Source organism: Plantibacter sp. PA-3-X8 (genome assembly GCF_003856975.1).
Lineage (GTDB): Bacteria > Actinomycetota > Actinomycetes > Actinomycetales > Microbacteriaceae > Plantibacter > Plantibacter auratus.
In genome coordinates, this window is record NZ_CP033107.1 from 3586956 (window position 1) to 3605689 (window position 18734).

General features: G+C 69.3%; 16 protein-coding genes. 7 read left to right on the top strand and 9 right to left on the bottom strand.

The features are described from left to right. Positions 1–74: 74 nt before the first annotated feature. Both EAO79_RS16845 and EAO79_RS16850 read left to right on the top strand, forming a co-directional pair. The gene (locus EAO79_RS16845; protein WP_124769684.1) at positions 75–935 is read left to right on the top strand and encodes a glycosyltransferase family 2 protein; all 861 of its coding nucleotides are present in this window, start codon (positions 75–77) and stop codon (positions 933–935) included. A gap of 44 nt (positions 936–979) precedes the next feature. Further along, positions 980–2074, top strand: a complete 1095-nt coding sequence (locus tag EAO79_RS16850; RefSeq protein WP_236555506.1) for a glycosyltransferase family 2 protein — start codon at positions 980–982, stop codon at positions 2072–2074. 66 nt (positions 2075–2140) lie between these two features. Here EAO79_RS16850 and EAO79_RS16855 read toward each other — a convergent pair whose 3' ends face one another. The 6 genes from EAO79_RS16855 to EAO79_RS16880 form a co-directional block, all read right to left on the bottom strand. Continuing rightward, positions 2141–3430 carry a cell wall-binding repeat-containing protein gene (locus EAO79_RS16855; protein WP_124769685.1) on the bottom strand — a complete coding sequence of 430 codons (1290 nt, stop codon included), beginning with the start codon at positions 3428–3430 and terminating at the stop codon, positions 2141–2143. Positions 3431–3471: 41 nt separating this feature from the next. Further along, positions 3472–5439, bottom strand: a complete 1968-nt coding sequence (locus EAO79_RS16860; RefSeq protein ID WP_124769686.1) for a cell wall-binding repeat-containing protein — start codon at positions 5437–5439, stop codon at positions 3472–3474. Between the two features lie 108 nt (positions 5440–5547). Beyond that, entirely contained in the window at positions 5548–6477 is a 930-nt protein-coding gene (locus EAO79_RS16865) for an NAD-dependent epimerase/dehydratase family protein (protein WP_079707303.1), read from the bottom strand. Continuing rightward, on the bottom strand, positions 6470–7756 hold the full coding sequence (locus EAO79_RS16870; protein ID WP_206428249.1) for a glycosyltransferase family 1 protein: 1287 nt from the start codon (positions 7754–7756) through the stop codon (positions 6470–6472). The genes EAO79_RS16865 and EAO79_RS16870 overlap by 8 nt, the downstream gene beginning before the upstream one ends. Positions 7757–7758: 2 nt before the next feature. Further along, positions 7759–8628, bottom strand: a complete 870-nt coding sequence (gene rfbA / locus EAO79_RS16875; RefSeq protein ID WP_079707304.1) for a glucose-1-phosphate thymidylyltransferase RfbA — start codon at positions 8626–8628, stop codon at positions 7759–7761. A gap of 2 nt (positions 8629–8630) precedes the next feature. Beyond that, the gene (locus EAO79_RS16880; RefSeq protein ID WP_124769687.1) at positions 8631–9236 is read right to left on the bottom strand and encodes a dTDP-4-dehydrorhamnose 3,5-epimerase family protein; all 606 of its coding nucleotides are present in this window, start codon (positions 9234–9236) and stop codon (positions 8631–8633) included. A gap of 100 nt (positions 9237–9336) precedes the next feature. Between EAO79_RS16880 and EAO79_RS16885 the strand changes: the two genes are divergently transcribed. Genes EAO79_RS16885 through EAO79_RS16895 form a run of 3 tightly spaced genes read left to right on the top strand, consistent with a single transcriptional unit; the run spans position 9337 to position 11911 of the window. Next, positions 9337–9930: a GtrA family protein gene (locus tag EAO79_RS16885; protein ID WP_124769688.1), complete on the top strand. Its 594-nt coding sequence runs from the start codon at positions 9337–9339 to the stop codon at positions 9928–9930. Beyond that, positions 9927–10778 carry a dTDP-4-dehydrorhamnose reductase gene (gene rfbD, locus EAO79_RS16890; protein ID WP_124769689.1) on the top strand — a complete coding sequence of 284 codons (852 nt, stop codon included), beginning with the start codon at positions 9927–9929 and terminating at the stop codon, positions 10776–10778. Before EAO79_RS16885 ends, rfbD begins: the two co-directional genes overlap by 4 nt. Next, positions 10775–11911 carry a glycosyltransferase family 1 protein gene (locus EAO79_RS16895; protein ID WP_124769690.1) on the top strand — a complete coding sequence of 379 codons (1137 nt, stop codon included), beginning with the start codon at positions 10775–10777 and terminating at the stop codon, positions 11909–11911. The genes rfbD and EAO79_RS16895 overlap by 4 nt, the downstream gene beginning before the upstream one ends. A 40-nt stretch (positions 11912–11951) precedes the next feature. Here the strand turns inward: EAO79_RS16895 and EAO79_RS16900 are convergent, their stop codons facing one another. Both EAO79_RS16900 and purE read right to left on the bottom strand, forming a co-directional pair. Continuing rightward, positions 11952–13325: an LCP family protein gene (locus EAO79_RS16900; protein ID WP_236555507.1), complete on the bottom strand. Its 1374-nt coding sequence runs from the start codon at positions 13323–13325 to the stop codon at positions 11952–11954. After that, positions 13322–13843, bottom strand: coding sequence for a 5-(carboxyamino)imidazole ribonucleotide mutase (gene purE, locus EAO79_RS16905; RefSeq protein WP_371413652.1), 522 nt, complete (start codon positions 13841–13843; stop codon positions 13322–13324). Before purE ends, EAO79_RS16900 begins: the two co-directional genes overlap by 4 nt. Positions 13844–13989: 146 nt before the next feature. Here purE and EAO79_RS16910 point away from each other — a divergent pair, with 146 nt between their 5' ends. Together EAO79_RS16910 and EAO79_RS16915 are read left to right on the top strand one after the other, a co-directional pair. Further along, complete coding sequence (locus tag EAO79_RS16910) at positions 13990–15093, top strand: VIT1/CCC1 family protein (protein WP_124769692.1); 1104 nt, start codon at positions 13990–13992, stop codon at positions 15091–15093. A 132-nt stretch (positions 15094–15225) separates the two neighbouring features. Beyond that, positions 15226–17319, top strand: coding sequence for an acyltransferase family protein (locus EAO79_RS16915; RefSeq protein ID WP_164486972.1), 2094 nt, complete (start codon positions 15226–15228; stop codon positions 17317–17319). Between the two features lie 197 nt (positions 17320–17516). Here EAO79_RS16915 and EAO79_RS16920 read toward each other — a convergent pair whose 3' ends face one another. Further along, positions 17517–18710: a hydroxymethylglutaryl-CoA synthase gene (locus EAO79_RS16920; RefSeq protein ID WP_124769694.1), complete on the bottom strand. Its 1194-nt coding sequence runs from the start codon at positions 18708–18710 to the stop codon at positions 17517–17519. Positions 18711–18734: the final 24 nt, after the last annotated feature.

Consider the following 18734-nt stretch of genomic DNA (forward strand, 5'->3'; position numbering starts at 1 on the left):
GTGAACATGAGAGACTGCGTGCTGGGGTTCGAAGCGGACTCCCGCCAGGCAATCTCCAGGAAAGCGAGGTCGGTGTGCCCGACGGATACCGGAGCCTCCCGCGGCGCGCCCTCGGCCGCGCGGCGCGTGACTACCGTGGAGCCGTGCTCGCCTACCAGCAGCGCCGGGCCGACCAGCGGATGCGGCGGATGCTCGACGGACGGTTCACCATCGAGCTCCTGGCGGGTGAGGTGCACGAGGAGGACCTCGCGGTCGTCGTGTGCCTGTGGAACCGGCGGGAGCGGCTCGCCGACGTGATCCGTCTGCTGCGCGACCAGCGGGTCGACCGCCACCTCCGGTTGGTGCTCTGGAACAACCAGCCGGACGACGAGGCACACTATCGCCGGGTCATCGCGGAGGTCGGCGTCGGCGGTGCACTCCGCAGCATCGAGTTCCGCGCCAGCCCGGAGAACATCGGCGGCATCGGACGCTTCTGGGCGGCGCGCAAGCTCAGGCTCGCCGGCTATCGCGGTCCGTTCGTGATGTTGGACGACGATCAGGACGTCGAACCGGACTTCATCCGATCGCTCCTCGAACGAGCGGGCGAGCGGGTGATCGCGGGGGTCTGGGCCTATGCGAACCACGGCTCCTACTGGAACCGGACGGATCTCGCGGACCGCGAGCGGGCCGACTACGTCGGCACCGGCGGCTGCGTCTGCGATTCCGAGATCGTCATGGATGACGCGTTCTTCACCGACCTGCCCGAGCGGTACCGGTTCCTCGAGGACATCTGGATGTCGTTCCTGGCCGCCCGCCTCGGGTGGCGTCTGGAGAAGGCGGACCTCCCCGTCACGTTCGTCCTCGACGAGACCAATCAGAACCATACGCTCGCGTACATCAAGGACGAGTTCTACGCCTACCTGCACCACGACCACACCGGACCGACCGACGCGTAAGCTGGAGCGGTTGTCCCGATGCCGACCCGACAGGAACACACTCGATGAAACTCGCCATGACGATCATGGTCCGCGACGAAGCGGACATCATCGCGGCCATGCTCGACCACCACGAGGCCCAAGGGGTCGACACCTTCATCGTCACCGACAACGGGTCGGTCGACGGCACCACCGAGATCCTCGAGCGCTACGCGGCCGAGGGGCGGATCGACCTCCGTCATGACCCGGTGCACCGCAAGCAGCAGGCGCCCGTGGTCACGCAGATGGCGCGCGACGCCTACACCCGTTATGGAGCGGACTGGGTCATCAACGCCGATGCCGACGAGTTCTTCCTGCCCGTCGATCGCACCAAGACCCTCCACGAGGTGTTCGAGCAGATCCCCAAGACCTACCTCAGTTTCCTCGTCCCGGTCGTCAACTTGACCGGCGCACCGGCCAAGGACGGCACCGGCTTCGATCGGCTCGTCTACCGCGACGCCCGAACCCAGGACCAGCTCGAGCTCGCCGGGGTGCGTGCCCACCCGACCCCGGACGCCGTGCACATCGGGTCCCCCGACATCGACGTGATCCAGGGCAACCACTTCGTGAGCCTGGCGTCGCAGGGTTCCCCGCCGCCGGAACTCGCCATCGAGGTCCTCCACCTGCCGTGGCGTTCGTGGAAGCAGTACAAGAACAAGGTCGAGATCTCCGGGCGCGCCTACGAGAGCAACCCCGAGTTGACACCCAGCCCGAACCACCACGGGATGCGCGACTATGCGAGATTGAAGGCGGGTGCGCTGCTGCCGTACTACTTCATGCGCCACCCCACGCCCGAGGAGCTCGAGCAGGGAGCGGTCGACGGCACCCTGGTGCGCGATGACGTGCTCGCCGATGCGCTCACGGCGCCCGTGCCGGATGCGGACTTCGACAAGGCGACCCGGAAAGCACAGCTCGCCTTCAGCGAGGCGCTCCGGTACGACCGTGTGCAGCGGGCGAAGCGCATCGCCTCCGGCTTCGAGGATCGACTCGAAGCCGCAGCGGAGCGCGAGGCCGACCTCGCAGCCCGCCTCGCCGTTGTGGAAGGTGAGGCGGCGGCCCTGCGCTCGAGGCGGGTCGTGCGCGCCACGGATCGACTCGCACGACTCGTCCGCCGTCGCTGACCGGTCTCAGCAGCGCTTCAGTGCCGCCACCACCGGCGTGAGTGCCGTGGTCCCGCCGATGCTGAGTCAGGCCTGACGCCACCGAAGTCTGGAATCTGTCGCGGATCGCGAGCAGACCATCAGGAGCCCGGTCGCCGTTCGGCCGTACTGCCCGTCGAGCGAAGCTTTACAGAACGCCCCCGGAGTGACACCGTCCCGATGCGGGTTCCCTGCTGAACCGAGCGGTGGCGCCGGCGCCGGAGGCGGGTTCGGAGCAGGAGCCGGCGCGGGTGGCGGAAGGCAGACGAAGCGATCTGCCACAGCGGGAGAAAGCGCCGCGGCACCACCGAGCAAGGTCAGTTCCGTAACTCCTGCCGAAGCCAAACCGTTGGCGACGACAGGCGGAAGGCAAGTCGGCGTCACGACGTACAGCGACGAGCCGGTGCGGCCCGCGAGGACGGCACCCGCCAGTGCGTCCGCATACGCGGTTCCCGTTGCAATCAGGGCAGACGAACTTCCCGATGGAAACTGACTGTTGATGAGGACCGACGTCTCGTAGCGATCCTGGCCGGCGATGCGGCCAACGGATGAGACGGACTTCCGCAGTCCGCCCGCGTAGCCTTCCCCGATAGCGGCCGAACCGCCGATGAGCGTCGCACTCGTCGTTCCCAACGCCTGGAACAGTCCCAGATCATCCAAGCTAGGGCCCGATGAGCTTCCGTCGACCAGCAACACCGGGATCCCGCGGGGTCCGCTTGCGGCCCCCGCGGAGAGGGCGTCGGGAAAGTTGGATCCTGTCGCGAGGAAGACCTGCGTTGCTCCGGTCACCGAGAACGCTCGCTGAATCAGCGCTCGCGACGTCGCGAACCGATCTGTACCCGAGACTCTCTCGACGGTGATACCGAGAACACCGAGTTCGTCGACCACCGAAGCGTCGACGGCGTTCACACCGCCGACGACGACGACCTTCGTGACGCCGAGGCGCGAGAGTTCCGCTCGAACGGTCTCGGGAAGCCGATCGCGCATCGTGAGGAGGAGTGGACCACCTTCTACCATCGCTGCGGGCGCCGCGCTGAGGGCGTCCGGAAAGTTGAAGCCGGTCGCCAAGTACGCAACGGTGGCCCCGCCGTCGGGGAACGCTGCCTGCGAGATGGCGACCGCCGTCGAGAATCGATCGTCGCCCGCCAGTCGGACCGTCGCCGCCTGAGCTGGAGCGGCTGTGCCAGCCATCAGGCCGGCGCTTGCGAGAGCGATGGTCGCCGCCACGGCGAGCATCGCCAATCGACCGCGTGGAGCGAACGTTCTGTGCACAGCGCTGTCCTTGCCGCCGACCGCTCGGGTTCGGCAGGCGAGCTGAACTCTAGCAGAGGTGATCACCTCAGTACTGCACCCTCGAGGCACGGCTCCGATGATCGGGGTCAGCAGCGCTTCAGTGCCGCCACCGCCGGCGTGAGTGCCGTGGTCCCGCCGACCACCGACACCGTCTTGGGCTGCAACGCCGCAAGGCGGTCGAGTACGGAAGACGACACACAGGTGGACCCGCTCGTGAGCATCGGTACACCCAACGCGCCGGCTGCGAGTGCGTCGGGGAAGTTCGCCCCCGAGGCCAACAGCACCTGATCGACGGCGCCCGGCCACGCGGCGGCCACGATCTGCGCGGCCGTGTCGTAGCGGTCGGCTCCCGCATACCGCGTCACCTTGCCCGGGTAGAGGTGTTCCAACTGCGACTGGATACCGGCGCTCATCGCCGCACGCCCGCCCACGAGTCTGACGTCGCGGACCCCGAGCCCGGCGATCATCCGGAGCGTCGCAGCGTCCACGGTCGACGCACCACCGTCGACGAGGACCACGGCACCTCCCAGACTGGCTGCGGCCGGGCCGGCGGCGAGTGCGTCCGGGAAGTTGGACCCGATCGCGAGGTAGACCGTCGAGGCGCTACGCAGCGCGTCCGCGATGAGCAGCCGGTTCGTCTCGAACCGGTCCGACCCACCGATGCGGGTCGTACCGTGTGCGAATGCGAGCCCCGTGACCTGGCTGAGGACCGCGTCGGACACGGCCGACGTCCCACCGACCACCTTCACCGTCGCAGGACGCAATCTGAGCAGCTCCGCCCGCACCGCGTCCGGCAGGGCCTCCGGTGCCGTCAGGAGGACCGGCGCACCGATCGAGGCGGCGAGGGCTCCGGCTCCCAGCGCGTCCGGGAAGGTGTTCCCCGACGTCAGGTAGACGGTTCCGGTACCCGTGTCGAACGGAGCGAACGCCTGCGCCGTCGCGACCGCGGTCTGGTAGCGGTCCTCCCCCGAGATCCGGACGACCTCCGGCGAAGCGGCCACGGTCAGCGCGGCGGAGACCAGTCGTCCGTCGTCGGACCCGCTCACCCCCCAGAGTCGTTGCACGCCGGCGGGAGCGTCGGCCGGCAGTCGAAGCGTCCCCGCGACCCCGCCGCCCGCATCGGCGACCAGCGCTCCGACCTGCTCAGCGGAACCCGTCGACGGGTGCACGGAGAAGGTGACCGTCTCCGCCGGTGCGAACCCTCCTGCCCGGACGACGAGGTCGCCTCCCGAGAAGACCGCCCCGCTCGTCGAGAGCGCCTCCGTCGAGCTGAGTGGCATCGGGGTGCCCGGACCGGACGCGAGGCGGAACCGGCTGGTGGCGCCCGCGATCGAGAGGTCCAGGTCGTCCCCGGGAACCCAGCCGCTCGGAACGACGATGTCGACCGTCACCGCACCCGATCCGTCGACCGTCGCCCCGACAGGTGCAGCGACCGCACCGGACAGGTCGCCGCCCGACGCGAGTCCCCGCGTGACGTTCGTGATCGAGGCCGTCACCTGCTCACCAGGCGTGAAGCCGAACGCGCTGGCGGTCACCACGGCTCCCGCCCCGACGGGGCCCGTGATGCTCCAACTCCACCTGGTCGCCGTCGGGCCCGAACGGACCGTCAGCGGTAGGGAGATGGTCTGTGCTGCGCCACCTCCCGAGGGTGTGCACGTGAGCTGCAGGGATCCGGCCGTACCATCGGGGATCGACGCCGACATCTGACCGTCCCGCGAGGTCACGCCGAGCGCTGAATTCGCCTCCGAGGGCGACGGCAGCGGTGTCGATGCTGCGGCGTCGACGAACGCCCAGCTCTGGGAGAACGCGTCACCGCCGTCACCGCACTCGGCGGTCTCGCCGATGAAGTCCACGGTGAACGCGCCATCCGGTGCGACGGACGGTGCAGAGACGTAGGCGCCCGTCGGAGCCGGTTGCGGAGCCTCGGCCACGGCCGCGGGGACGGCACCGAGGGCAGTCGAGCCCACCGCGATGGCGACGACCGCGCCGATCGCGACCGAGGTTCTGCGTCGTGGTCTCGGACCGACGTGTCGGGCCCCGGTCGTCTCTGGCATCTCGGGGCCTTCCGCTCGGGGATGTCGTCCTCTGAGGGTATCGAGCGGACCAGCACCGGAGAGACGCCACGCTGCGGTCCCCGACGAGACCCTTCGAGCCGGACCCTGTCAGCCGGCGTCCCGTCCCAGTTCGGCCCAGAGCGCGCGGACGCCGTCGTCGAGTGAGGTCGGCGACTGCGGCCGACCGAACTCGCCCTCGTACCGGGAGACGTCCAGGACGACCCGATCGACGAACGTCTTCGGTTGCGGCAGGCGTTCGATCGCGAAGTCGACGCCGGTGACGCGGCGCAAGGAGGCGAACACCTCGGACACGGAGAACCCGATGCCGCTGCCGAGGTTGTAGGTGGAGTGCTCCGGCGTGGTCGCAACCACCGGCAGGATCATCCGTACGAGATCCTCGACGTAGACGTAATCGCGGACCATCGACCCGTCGCCGAACTGTTGGATCGGCCGGCCGAGAGCGATCTGTCTCAGCGCGATCGGGATGAGCCCCTGCTTGCGGTTCGGACGCTGGCGTGTGCCGTAGGGGTTCGACACCCGCAGGGCCGTCGAGGCCAGACCGTGCTTCGCCCGGAAGTAGTCGAGGTAGTGCTCGATCGCGAGCTTGCCGATGCCGTAGGGCGAGATCGGGAGCGCCTGGTCCGTCTCCGAGTAGACGTCCTGACCCTGCTGCCCGTAGATCGCCCCGCCGGTCGATGCGAACACGAATCGGCCGACACCCGCGGCGACACTCGACTCGAGGAGCTCGATCGTCTGGGCGATGTTGGTGCGGACGTCCAGCGTCGGATCGCTCTCCGCCGTCGCCGGCGTGGTCGTCGACAGGAAATGGAACACGAGTTCCTGACCTCGGACGGCTTCCTCGAGGTCGCTCCGACTGAGGAACTCCCCGGTCAGCACTCGGGCCCGCTCGGAGCTGAAGGTCGTCGTGCCCGAGCTGAACCGGTCGAACGCGGTCACCTCGTGGCCGGCACCGTCGAGCGCGTCGACGAGGTGCGAACCGATGAACCCGTTCGCACCGATGACCAGTGCCTTAGCCACGCATGACCCGTTCGACTGCCGACACGAACGCGTCACCCGAGTCGCTCCAGCTTGCACCGGCGACCGAGGCGGACATGGCCAGACCACGAGCGGTCGCATCCGGCCGGTCGAAGACGCCGGCGAGCGTACGAGCGAGCGCCATGGGCACCGGAGGCACGTATTCGATGAACGGGTTGTCCGACACCATGCGGTTGTTCGGACCGTCGTTCACGACCGGGGCGACGCCGCTCGAGATCAACTCGAGCGGGAGCAGCGACATGTTGGTCAGCGACAACACGAGCCCCGCAGCACAGCGGTTGTAGAGCTCGTTGAGCTCGGCCAGCTGCATGCTGGAGTGGTTCTTGTACGCGAACGGCAAGTCCCATCCGGAGACGTCCCAACCGGCCAGGTTGATGGTGACATCCGGCTTCAGCTCCGAGAAGTCCTTCAGCGCGAGGACGCCGAGCTCGAACGCGCGCCGCGAGGTGACCGGGCGTGCGTAGAAGAAGATCTCGTTCCGTGGACGCTCGTTCGTGATCCGGTAGAGCGAGGTGTCGACCGAGAAGTCGAAGGAGTCACATGCCATGCCGTACTCGGTGCTGAGCTTGTGGGCCAGCCACCCGCCGGCCGTGATGCCGTGGAATCCGAAGCGGTAGGTGTTCTCCGCGAGGATGTACTCCGAGCCGATCGCATAGAAGTACGGCTCGAAGTCCTGCACGAAGTAGAAGCGCTTCGCCGTCGAGCGATCGAGGTAGGAGGCGTAGGCGGTCTCCCAGCCGGTGGCGAACAACGCCTGGGTGTCCGCATCCACGCCGACGGAGGCGTCGTACATCCGGATGTCGGCCTTGAGATCCGGGTACGACTTCGAAGCGGCGAGCATCTGCTTCGTCGCGTCGAGACTCGGCGTCAGGTGCAGATTGTCGTAGAGGTAGATCGTGCAGTGGTGACCTGCCCGTTCAGCGAAGTCGATGAACCGGAACAGGTTCTGGTGGCCGCCGCTCTCGGCTCCCGGAGGCGACATGATCCAGGCCATGCGGACCGGGCCGTCGGCGGCGGTCACCGGGTTCGCGAAGCGTTCGCCGGGCACCGTCCAGTCGACGGCTGCGGCGTGCTCGAGGTTGACGAGCATCTCCCCGCCGGCGTTCTGCAGGCTCAGTTGGGTCGAGAGCTTGCTGAACACCCGACCGAGGAAGGCCTTCGGACCGAGGTCCTTGAAGAACCGGAGGAGGCGGGCGGCACGGGTCCTGACACGGGCGGCGCGGGTGCGTACCGCCGTCAGCCGCGAGCTGAGAGGCGACACGGTCAGGCCTGCTGGGCCAGCAGCGTCTGCAGGTAGCGACCGTAACCGCTCTTCACCAGCGGAGCGGCGAGGGCTGCGAGCTGCTCATCGTCGATCCAACCGGCACGCCACGCGATCTCCTCGATGCAGCCGACCTTGAAGCCCTGGCGGTCTTCGATCACACGCACGTACTCGGACGCCTGCATCATCGACTCGAAGGTGCCGGTGTCGAGCCAGGCGGTGCCACGGTCGAGCACCTGGACCTGCAGGGTGCCGCGCTCCAGATAGCGCTCGTTGACCGTCGAGATCTCGAGCTCGCCTCGGGCGGAGGGCTCGATCGTCTTGGCGATCTCGACGATCGAGTTGTCGTAGAAGTACAGTCCGGGCACCGCATAGTTGCTCTTCGGCTGCGCGGGCTTCTCCTCGATGGAAAGCGCTTTGAAGTCGTCGTCGAACTCGACGACGCCGTAGGCCTTCGGATCGGCGACCTGGTAGGCGAAGATGAGCGCGCCGTCGATGTCGTTGTGACTGCGGAGAGCTGAACCGAGGCCGGTGCCGTGGAAGATGTTGTCGCCGAGGACCAGGGCGACGCTCTCGTCTCCGATGAACTCCTCACCGATGATGAACGCCTGCGCAAGGCCGTCCGGAGACGGCTGGACGGCGTACTCGAGGCGGATGCCGAGGTCGTCGCCGTTGCCGAGGAGCGCCCGGAACTGCTCGTTGTACTCCGGGGTGGTGATGATGAGGATCTCCTTGATCCCCGCCATCATGAGCGTCGACAGGGGGTAGTAGATCATCGGCTTGTCGTAGATGGGCATGAGCTGCTTGGAGATGCCCTTGGTGATCGGCCAGAGACGCGTGCCGGATCCACCGGCGAGAATGATGCCGCGCATCGTCAGTTCCCCTTCAAGGTCGCGTAGAACGCCCGGGCGTCGTCCCAGGTCGGCAGGAGGCCGGCGGCGGCCGCCTCGTCGAGACCGGGGGCCTCGGTGTCCTTCGGTGAGAGCAGAGGCGTGCCGGCCTCCGGTGGGATGACGAGACCGATCCGCTCGTCGAGCGGGTTGATGCCGTGCTCGCGGTCGGGACGGTACACGTCGGTCACGAGGTAGCTGACGGTGGCGTCGTCGGTCAGGGCGACGAAGCAGTGGCCGAGGCCCTCGGAGATGAAGATCGCCTTGCGGTCGGTGTCGTCGAGCAGCACTGAGTCCCACTGGCCGAAGGTCGGTGAGCCCACGCGGATGTCGATGACGTAGTCGAGGACGGCACCGCGGGTGGCCGTGACGTACTTCGCCTGCCCGATCGGGATGTCGGCGAAGTGGATGCCGCGCACCGAGCCGCGCTTCGACACCGAGGTGTTGGACTGGGCCAGCTTGATCGACCGACCGGAGGCCTCTTCGAGCTTGTCGAAGCGGTACCACTCGAGGAACACGCCTCGGTCGTCGCCGAACTGCTTCGGCGTGATCTCATAGCTGTCGGGGACGTTCAGTTCGCGGATCTGCACCCGGGGAGTCTACCAAGTCGGCGCTCGGCGACAGTATTCCGCGGTTCCGTCACCGGTTGTCTCAGGCATAATCGAGTGTCCGCGCACAGAACGGCCCGCCATGATCCCTCTGCTCCGCCGCCTCTGGAACGGTGTCTCCGCGTACGCGGTGAAGTTCGGCGTCGTCGGGCTGATCGGCTTCGGCCTCGATGTGCTCGTGTTCAACCTGCTGCGCGTCGGCGTCTTCGGACACGACCACCTCGCGCAGTCCCCCCTCGGCGCCAAGGTCATCAGTGTCTCGGTCGCCATCGTCTTCAACTGGATCGGCAACCGGTACTGGACCTTCCGCGAGCATCGCCGGAAGAACTTCGTCCTGGAACTCGGCGAGTACGTGATCGTCTCCCTGGGTGGCATGGCCATCGCCGTCGGGTGTCTCTACGTCAGCCACTACGTCCTCGGCTTCACCTCGCTGCTCGCCGACAACCTGGCCTCGAACGTCATCGGGCTCGGCCTCGGAACCCTCTTCCGTTTCTTCCTCTACCGCTTCTGGGTCTACGGACACCATCGGGCGGACGGCCTGGCCAACCTCGCTCGCGTTGAGGAGGCCCAGCGAACGCTGTTCGAGGAGCCACCGGCGACTCAGGCACCGACAGGTTCCGCCCTGCCCGAGCCGGGTACGATGAACGGGCCACTCCCGAGAGGACCCCTATCTTGACGTACCTGATCACCGGCGCTTCCGGCATGCTCGGCCACGACCTGCAGGAGGCCCTGACGGGTCGCGAGGTCACCGCCCTCGGTCGCGCCGAGCTCGACGTGACCGACCTCGAGGCCGTCCGTTCCGCCGTCGCAGGGCACTCGGCCGTCATCAACGCCGCCGCCTACACGAAGGTGGACGACGCCGAGTCGCACGAAGCAGACGCCGCGGCCGTGAACGCCATCGGGGCCCGCAACCTCGCGATCGCCGCTCGGGAGGCCGGCGCGAAGCTCGTCCAGGTGTCGACCGACTACGTCTTCGACGGCTCCGCGACCTCGCCGTACCAGGAGGACCACGAGCTCGCCCCGATCAGCGCGTACGGCCGGACGAAGGCCGACGGGGAGCGCGCCGTCCTCGCCGAGCACCCGAACGGCGGCTACATCGTGCGGACGGCATGGCTGTACGGCAAGAACGGACCGAACTTCGCCGCCACCATGGCGAAGCTCGCGGCGAACGGCGTCGACCCGGCCGTCGTGACCGACCAGCTGGGTCAGCCCACGTGGACCGCCGACCTCGCCGCGCAGATCGTCGCGCTGCTCGACGCCGACGCTCCTGCCGGGGTCTACCACGGCACCAACGCCGGACAGGCCTCCTGGTACGAGTTCGCCCAGGCGGTCTTCGCGGCGGTCGGCGCGGACCCGGCCCGTGTCTCCCCCACCGACAGCTCGGCGTTCGTCCGCCCCGCGCCGCGCCCCGCCTACTCGGTGCTCGGCCACGACGCCTGGGCCACCGCCGGTCTCGCCCCGATGCGTGACTGGCGGGAGGCCTTCGAGGCAGCGACGCAGCACGGCGTCGTCACGGCGCCGTGACCACCCTGCGCGTCGTCGTCGACCAGATCGTCGCGCCGGTCGCCGGCGGGGTCGGTCGTTACTCCGAGGAACTCACCCGTGAGCTCATCGCGAGCGCCCCGGTGGGATGCGACGTCGAGGGCATCGTCTCGGCGGTATCGAAGGAGAAGATCGACCTCCTCGAGTCCAAGCTCCCCGGACTGGCGACGCTGCATCGCACCACGCTCCCGCGCCGCGAGCTCAGTGCCGCCTGGCAGCTCGGCATCGTCGCGCCCGGCACCGCGAACGGCATGGTGCACGCCCCGGGCCTGCTCGCCCCGCTCAACCGCCACGACCGCATCAACGACGGCAACCAGATCGTCGTCACCATCCACGACACGCTCGCCTGGTCGCACCCGTCGTCACTGACACCGATGTCGGTGGCGTGGCAGAAGGCGATGGTCAAGCGGGCGCGGAAGCACGCGGACGCCATCGTGGTCCCGACGCACGCCGTCGCCGACGAACTGCGCGACATCGTCGATCTCGGCGACCGCGTCCGCGTCATCGGCGGGGCCGCCGCGACCACGCTCACCATCCCGACCGACGCCGACGGTCGAGCACGGACGCTCGACCTCCCCGCCGAGTACCTCGTGTCGGTCGGCTCACTCGACCCCCGTCGCGGCATCACGGAACTCATCACCGGCCTCGGACGACCCGGTGCACCCGACCTCCCCCTGCTCATCGTCGGCACGGACAGCTGGGGCGACGTCACCCTCGCGCAGGTCGCCGACGAGGCCGGGCTGCCGGAGGGTCGCGTGCGTGCGCTCGGGTTCCTCGACGACGCCGACCTCGCCGTCGTCCTCGACCGCGCGACCGCCTTCATCTACCCGAGTCTCGCCGAGGGGTTCGGGCTCCCACTCGTCGAGGCGTTCCGCTTCGGCACGCCCGTCATCCACTCCGACGTCCCGGCGCTCGTCGAGGTCGGCGGCGGCGCCGGCGTCGTGGTCGAGTCCGGTGCCAAGGGGTACGCCGATCGACTCATCGCCACCATCAACGACGTCATCGGCGACAGCGAACGCCTCGCCCGCCTGCGCATCCTCGGCATGGACCGCGAGCAGGCCTTCAGTTGGCGCGACTCCGCCGAACGCGTCTGGCAGCTGCACGCGGAGATCTGACACCGACGCCGAGCCGGACGGACGACCTCTCAGAGCGGCCTCAGCCGGCGTCCGGCTCCGGACTCGGCGACGGCGGGAACAGCTGATCCTGCACCATCTGGTGGATGAGCGTGTAGTCGGGCTCTTCCGGGTCGATCGTCGGCGGAACGAACTGCAGGGAGTTGATCGGCAGCTCGCGCGTCTTGAGCGCGAGGTTCACGAAGTAGCCGAGCATGCCCTGGGGCACATCGGTCTTGACGACGTCGCCTCCCGCGGCTGCGACGTCCTGGAAGCGCGCGAGGACGTTCGCCGGGTTGAACTGCTTGAGCATCGCCGTCTGGAGGATGTGCTGGCGCTCCATGCGGTCGTAGTCGCTCGTCGAGTGCCGCGACCGGGCGTACATGAGCGCGGTCCAGCCGTCCATGTGCTGCTCGCCGGGTTCGATCCACTTCGTGACGTTCTCGAGGTCGGCGTCGCCGTCCATCGGCAGTCGCTCCTTGACGTCGATGTCGACGCCACCGAGCGTGTCGATCAGCGTGGCGAAGCCGTACATGTCGATGAGGACGTACCACTGGATGTGCAGCCCGGTGATGCCTTCGGCTGCCTGCTTCATCGCCTCGATGCCGGGCTCGCTCGCCTCAGCCGTCGCCTTCGGGAACAGTTCGGGGTTCTTCAGCTCGATCTCGGTGTAGATCGAGTTGAGCTGACAGACGTCGACGTCGCAGGAGTCGTCGTAGCCGTCCGGATAGAGGGACGCCATCTCGCTGCCCTCGGGGAACGGGATGTCGACGAGGTCACGCGGCATCGACATGGTCGTCGCCTGCCCGGTCTCGGCGTTGATGCTGACGACCGACATGCTGTCCGGCCGCATGCCGTCGCGGTCGGGACCTGCATCGCCACCGAGCAGCAGGATGTTGTAGTAGCCGTCGACCGGCGGCTCCGACGGGCCGGTGTTGCCGAAGATGGAGGAGATCGACCCGCGGGTGGCGCCTGCGACCACCGCTCCGTAGCCGGCCCCACCGGCCACCAGCACCATGGCGAGGGTCGTGAACAGCGCCACACCGAGCCTGGCGTTCGGCGAGGCCTTCACGAGGCGCACGAGCCGCAGGGTGTCGAGCGTCAACACGATCCACAGGATCGCGTAGGCGGCGAGGAGGATCTGCGCGACGGTGAGGGCGATCGGATTCGTCGCGAGGGTGAAGAGCACCTCGCGGGCGAGGAACATGAGGGCAACGCCGACGACGACGAGCAGCCAGAGGAAGAGGGTGAACCCGAGGCCGAACCGACCGAGCTTCCGGTTCCCGGCGAGCACCTGCGCGGAGCCGGGGATCAGCAGGTTGAGCAGGACCAGCCACCAGGCGCGCTTCGTCATCACCTCGCGCGAACGGGTGTCGGGATACCGCATCGGCTTCGCGGCGGTGGCTGCACTCGTCATAGCTGCGCTTTGAGGTTCCGGTTCTTCTCCTCGACGGAGTCGGCGAGGCCCGCGGCGTAGGCGACGAGCGCCTGGTGCAGGGCGTCGTCGGCCGTGGCGAGGATCTTGACGGCGATCAGCGCGGCGTTCTTCGCGCCGCCGATCGACACGGTCGCGACCGGCACGCCCGCGGGCATCTGCACGATCGACAGGAGCGAGTCGAGGCCGTCGAGGCGGGAGAGCGGCACCGGGACGCCGACGACCGGGAGCGTGGTGACGGAGGCGAGCATCCCGGGAAGGTGCGCCGCTCCACCGGCACCGGCGATGACGACCTTGACGCCACGGCCGTAGGCGGCCTTGCCGTAGGCGATCATCTTCTCGGGCGTGCGGTGGGCCGACAGCACCTCGACCTCGAATGGCACGCCGAAGTCGCGGAGCACCTGCGCCGCGTCGCTCATGACGTTCCAGTCGGAGTCCGAGCCCATCACGACGCCGACGAGCGGCGGGGCGTCACGGGACGGGGCGGAGTTCTCGGGCATGAGCACCATCGTAGATCGCGGTGCCTGAAGATCGGCTCAGGACGCACCGCAGCTGGCGGACAAGCCCTCGCCCAGGAGCCCCCAGTCCGGGGACACCTCGGTACCGCGCAGCGCACCGGTCGACAGGTGTCTGGGACAATCGGCGGATGAGCACGTCGACCGCGGACGGATCCGCAGCACGCCACGAGCCGCCCAGCCAGCGCGAGCTGCGGCGGTGGCGCGGGTACCTCGCCGACGAACGCGCCGAGGCCGCCGTCTACCGGGATCTCGCCGGGCGGCGGAGCGGTGAGGAGCGCGACATCCTGCTCGCGCTCGCGGAGGCCGAGAAACGCCACGAGTCGCACTGGATCGCCCTGCTCGGGGACGACGTCGGCAAGCCGCAACGCGGTGACCTGCGGACCAGGCTGCTCGGCTGGCTCGCGAGGCGGTTCGGATCAGTCTTCGTCCTGGCGCTCGTCCAGCGCGCCGAGTCACGCTCGCCCTACGCGACCGAACGGGCGGCCACCGAGCGCATGGCCGCCGACGAGCAGATCCACGAGGAGGTCGTCCGGGGCCTGGCCGCCCGAGGACGCAACCGCCTGTCCGGAACCTTCCGGGCGGCCGTGTTCGGAGCGAACGACGGACTCGTCTCGAACCTCGCGCTCGTCATCGGCATGAGCGCCACCGGCGTCGGCAACGGCGTCGTCCTCGCCGCCGGGCTCGCGGGCCTCCTGGCGGGCGCGCTGTCGATGGGGGCCGGCGAGTACGTCTCGGTGCGGTCGCAGCGGGAACTGCTCGAGGCGTCCAGCCCCAACCCGGCGGCCGACGACGCCCTCCCCCACCTCGACGTCGACGCGAACGAACTCGCGCTCGTCTACCGGGCACGCGGCATGGAGGTCGGCGAAGCCGAGGCCCAAGCAGCGGACGTCCTGGCCCGCGTCGGCGCCGGCACCTACCAGCGCGAGGCCCGGACGGCGATGGAGCACGAAGCCATCGGGACCGGGCTCGGTGCCGCGCTCTCGAGCTTCTGCTTCTTCGCGTCGGGCGCCGTCATCCCGGTCCTGCCCTACCTGTTCGGGCTGCAGGGTGTCGCTGCATTGGTGGTCGCCGCGCTCCTCGTCGGGGTGGCCCTGCTCGGCACCGGCGCCGTCGTCGGGCTGCTCTCCGGGGGGCCACCGCTTCGCCGGGCACTGCGACAACTCGCGATCGGGTACGGCGCTGCTGCGGCGACCTACGTGCTCGGCCTGCTCTTCGGCGCGAACGTCGGCTGACCCGGCCTTCGGTCGTCCGCCGCGCGACACCGGGAGCCGATGCGAACCCGTCATCTGCCGTCCACGAGTGCGTCACCGGCGTTCCCTACGCTGAGCCCGCCGTCCGTCGACCCGGAGGGCGGAGGAGGGCGCGTGAGGCAGGTGCAGGACCGGACCGACGTGTCTCCCCTCCTCGGAGCGGTTCCGCGCACGCAGCCTGACATCCAGTTGCTCCGCGCGATCGCCGTCCTGTCCGTCGTGGTCTTCCACCTGTCGTCGAGCCTCCTGCCCGGCGGGTACGTCGGCGTCGACGTGTTCTTCGTCGTCAGTGGCTATCTGATCACGAGCCACCTCGCACGCCAGGCCGACGAGACGGGCCGCGTCGACCTCCCGGCGTTCTGGGCCCGCAGGATCCGGCGACTCCTGCCGGCCGCTCTGCTCGTCCTCGCCGTCACCGCCGTCCTGATCTGGCGGCTGGCCCCGCCGAGCGCCTGGACGCAGTTCTTCACCGAGACCGTGGCGAGCGCGACCTCCTGGGAGAACTGGTTCCTGGCAGGGAGCTCCGTGGACTATCTCGCACAGGGCAGCGCCGCGTCACCGGTCCAGCACTTCTGGTCACTCTCCGTCGAAGAGCAGTTCTACCTCGGCTGGCCGCTCGTCGTCGTGCTGTGCGTGTGGCTCACCCGGCGTCGACCGTCGGACCTCCGCCGCACCCTCGGTGTTGCGCTCGGGATCATCGGTGCCACCTCACTCCTGTGCTCGATCCTGTACACGGCGGCGGACCCGGCTCCGGCGTACTTCGCCACGCCGACCCGTGCCTGGGAGTTCGCGGCCGGCGGTCTGCTCGCGCTCCTCGGGCCGGTCGTGGTCGTGCACCGCACCCGGTGGCGAACGGTCTCCGGCGTCCTCGGTGTCGTCCTCCTGGCGGTCGCCCTGGTCGCCTTCACCGAGCGGACGGCGTTCCCCGGGATCGCCGCCGCCCTCCCGGTCCTCGGGACGCTCCTCGTGATCGTCGGTGGGTCGTCGACCCACCGGTGGTCCGTGACGACCCTTGCGCGCACACGTGCGTCGCTCCTCCTCGGCGATCTCTCCTATTCGCTGTATCTGTGGCACTGGCCGCTCATCGTGGTCGCGCCGTGGGTGCTCGGCGTGCCCGTCGCGCTCGGCGACCCGCTCGGGTGGGCGGTCGCTGCCGCACTCCTGGTCGTCGCCGTGATCCTCGCCGCGCTGACGAAACGGTTCGTCGAGGACCCTGTGCGACGAACCCCCGTCTTCGCGCACGCACGCTCCGCACGGACCGTCCTGCTGGCGGGCGCGGCGACCGCACTCGTGCTCTGCATCCCGACCGCGGGGTTGCTCACCGTCGCTACCGAGCAACGCACCCTCGCGAGCACCGTGGACGCCTACGTCGCGGACGGCGAACCGTGTTTCGGTGCCGATGCGGCCGTGTCGGGCTGCACCAATCCGGCGTTGGCGGACGAACTCCTGCCGCCGCTGTCGGTGCGGACCGAGGACACCGGCGACACCTTCCGGTGCTCCGCGGCGGCCGACGCACCGGACTTCCCCGGCTGCACCTTCGGTTCCGAGCGCCCGGACGCCACGCGGGTCGCGCTCACCGGGAACTCGCACGCCACGATGCTCATCCCCGGACTCGTCGACCAGCTCGAGGCACGCAACTGGCGACTCGACGTGTACGTCGGCAAGGGCTGCGAGTGGCGGGCACCGGGACCCGACGACTCGGCGGCCTGCGACGCCCGGCGGACGCTCATGCAGGAGGCGTTCACGGGTGAGCGGCCGTACGACATCATCCTGGTGACCTCCAAGAGTCCGGACGAGACCTCGGTGGCCGAACAGGCCGCGATCCGTAGCGCGACGCTCGCGGCGTGGAGACCGGTGCTCGAGCAGGGGACGTCGATCGTGGTGCTGCGGGACAATCCCCGCGTGCCGACCGAGGCCGCGGCCTGCGTCGACCGCACGAGCGCCGCCGAGCTCATCGCGGGGGCGTGCGCCTTCCCCGTGGCCGAGGCGTACCCGACGTTCGACCTGAACACCGCCACGGCGGCGATGACCGATGGCGCGGTGCCGGTCGTGGATCTCGGCGAGCTGTACTGCGCCGCCGGGACCTGTCCGCTCGCCGTCGGGAACGTGCTCGTCTATCGCGATCTGCACCACATCACGGCCACCTGGTCGCGGACCCTGGGCCCGTTCCTCGTCGACCGGATCCGAGCCGCCACCTCCCGAGGGTGACCAGTCCCCGATCGGGTGGAGTGCCAGCGCGGTGCGCTGACGCGAGGGTGTCGAACCCGGCGTCGGCGCGGTGCGCTGACACGAGCGCGGCGGAACCGGCACGACCGCAGGGCACACGCGTGAGCGCGCCCCTCCGGAGACCCGCGCTCAGCGCACCGCGCCGGCGACCACCCAGGAGAGCTCGGGCGCGGGAGCGGTCAAGCGGAGGTGGGCTCGTACTGCCGACGGTCGCCGATGACGCCCGCGAAACGGAACGGCGCACCGGTCTCGCGAGGGCGGTCGGAGTCGTGGACGTCGGCCGACGCCGCATCCTCGAGGAGCTGCAGGTAGCGGGCGTCGTCGACGACCGTCCTGGCATCGAGCTGCGCGCGGTTCGCGTCGCTCCGCAGAGCCGAGCGGTAGCCCGGACGCACGATGCCGCTGAAGCACTCCGCGACCGCACCCGAGCCGTAGCTGAGGAACGCGATGCGCCGACCGGTGAGGTCGTCGTCGCCGTCGAGCAGCGCGAGCAGCGCGAGGTACACGGAGGCCGTGTAGCTGTTCCCGATCCGGCGGTTGTACCCGGTCGTCGGCTCGATCTGTGCGTCCAACTCCTCCTGGGTGCGCTCGGAGCCGAGCGACTTGGCCAGGTGCCGGTGCGCCTTGATCGCCATCTTCGTGAACGGCTGGTGGTAGCAGAAGTGGTCGACCTCGGAGAAGTCCGCTCCGCCGCGTGACCGGTAGTCCGCCCAGGCCCCCTCGATGGCGTCCTGGTAGGCGGAGATGGACAGCTTGCCGTCGACGATCGCCGTCGCGCTGTGGTTCGGGCGCCAGAAGTCCATGACGTCCTGCGTGTAGACGCCGGTCGCGGTCTCGAGCTCGAGGATGGCCGGATCGGCGGCCACGAGCATGGCGACGGCCCCGGCGCCCTGCGTCGGCTCGGCGTTGGAGTGCAGTTCGTACCGCGCGATGTCGCTCGCGATCACGAGCACGGTCTCCTCGGGGTTCCGCGCGACGAGCGCAGCCGCGAACTGCAGCGCCGCGGTGGCCGAGTAGCAGGCCTGCTTGAGCTCGACCACGCGGACCGCCTGCGGCAGGCCGAGCAGCCGGTGCACGTAGACGCCCGCGGACTTCGACTGGTCGATGCCGGACTCGGTGGCGAACAGGACGGTCCGCAGGCGGTCGCTGCCGTGCCGTTCGATGATGGGTGCGGCAGCGGCGGCAGCCATCGTCACGATGTCCTCGTCGGCGGCCGGGACGCTCATCTCGCTCTGGCCGAGACCGACGTAGTACTTGGCGGGTTCGACACCGAAGCGCCCGGCGAGCTCGGCGAGGTCGATGCGGTTCGCCCCGGTCGCGAAGGCGATGTCGTCGATGCCGACGGCGGGGCTGCTGGTCTGGTTGGTGTTCACGTGCGGGGTGCTCCGTTCGAGCGT

Excerpts from the sequence above, each read along its gene's own strand:
- rfbA (WP_079707304.1), bottom strand. The coding sequence starts at position 8,628 with ATGCGCGGCATCATTCTCGCCGGTGGATCCGGCACGCGTCTCTGGCCG.
- EAO79_RS16885 (WP_124769688.1), top strand. The coding sequence starts at position 9,337 with ATGATCCCTCTGCTCCGCCGCCTCTGGAACGGTGTCTCCGCGTACGCG.
- purE (WP_371413652.1), bottom strand. The coding sequence starts at position 13,843 with ATGCCCGAGAACTCCGCCCCGTCCCGTGACGCCCCGCCGCTCGTCGGC.
- EAO79_RS16850 (WP_236555506.1), top strand. The coding sequence starts at position 980 with ATGAAACTCGCCATGACGATCATGGTCCGCGACGAAGCGGACATCATC.
- EAO79_RS16860 (WP_124769686.1), bottom strand. The coding sequence starts at position 5,439 with ATGCCAGAGACGACCGGGGCCCGACACGTCGGTCCGAGACCACGACGC.
- EAO79_RS16910 (WP_124769692.1), top strand. The coding sequence starts at position 13,990 with ATGAGCACGTCGACCGCGGACGGATCCGCAGCACGCCACGAGCCGCCC.
- EAO79_RS16900 (WP_236555507.1), bottom strand. The coding sequence starts at position 13,325 with ATGACGAGTGCAGCCACCGCCGCGAAGCCGATGCGGTATCCCGACACC.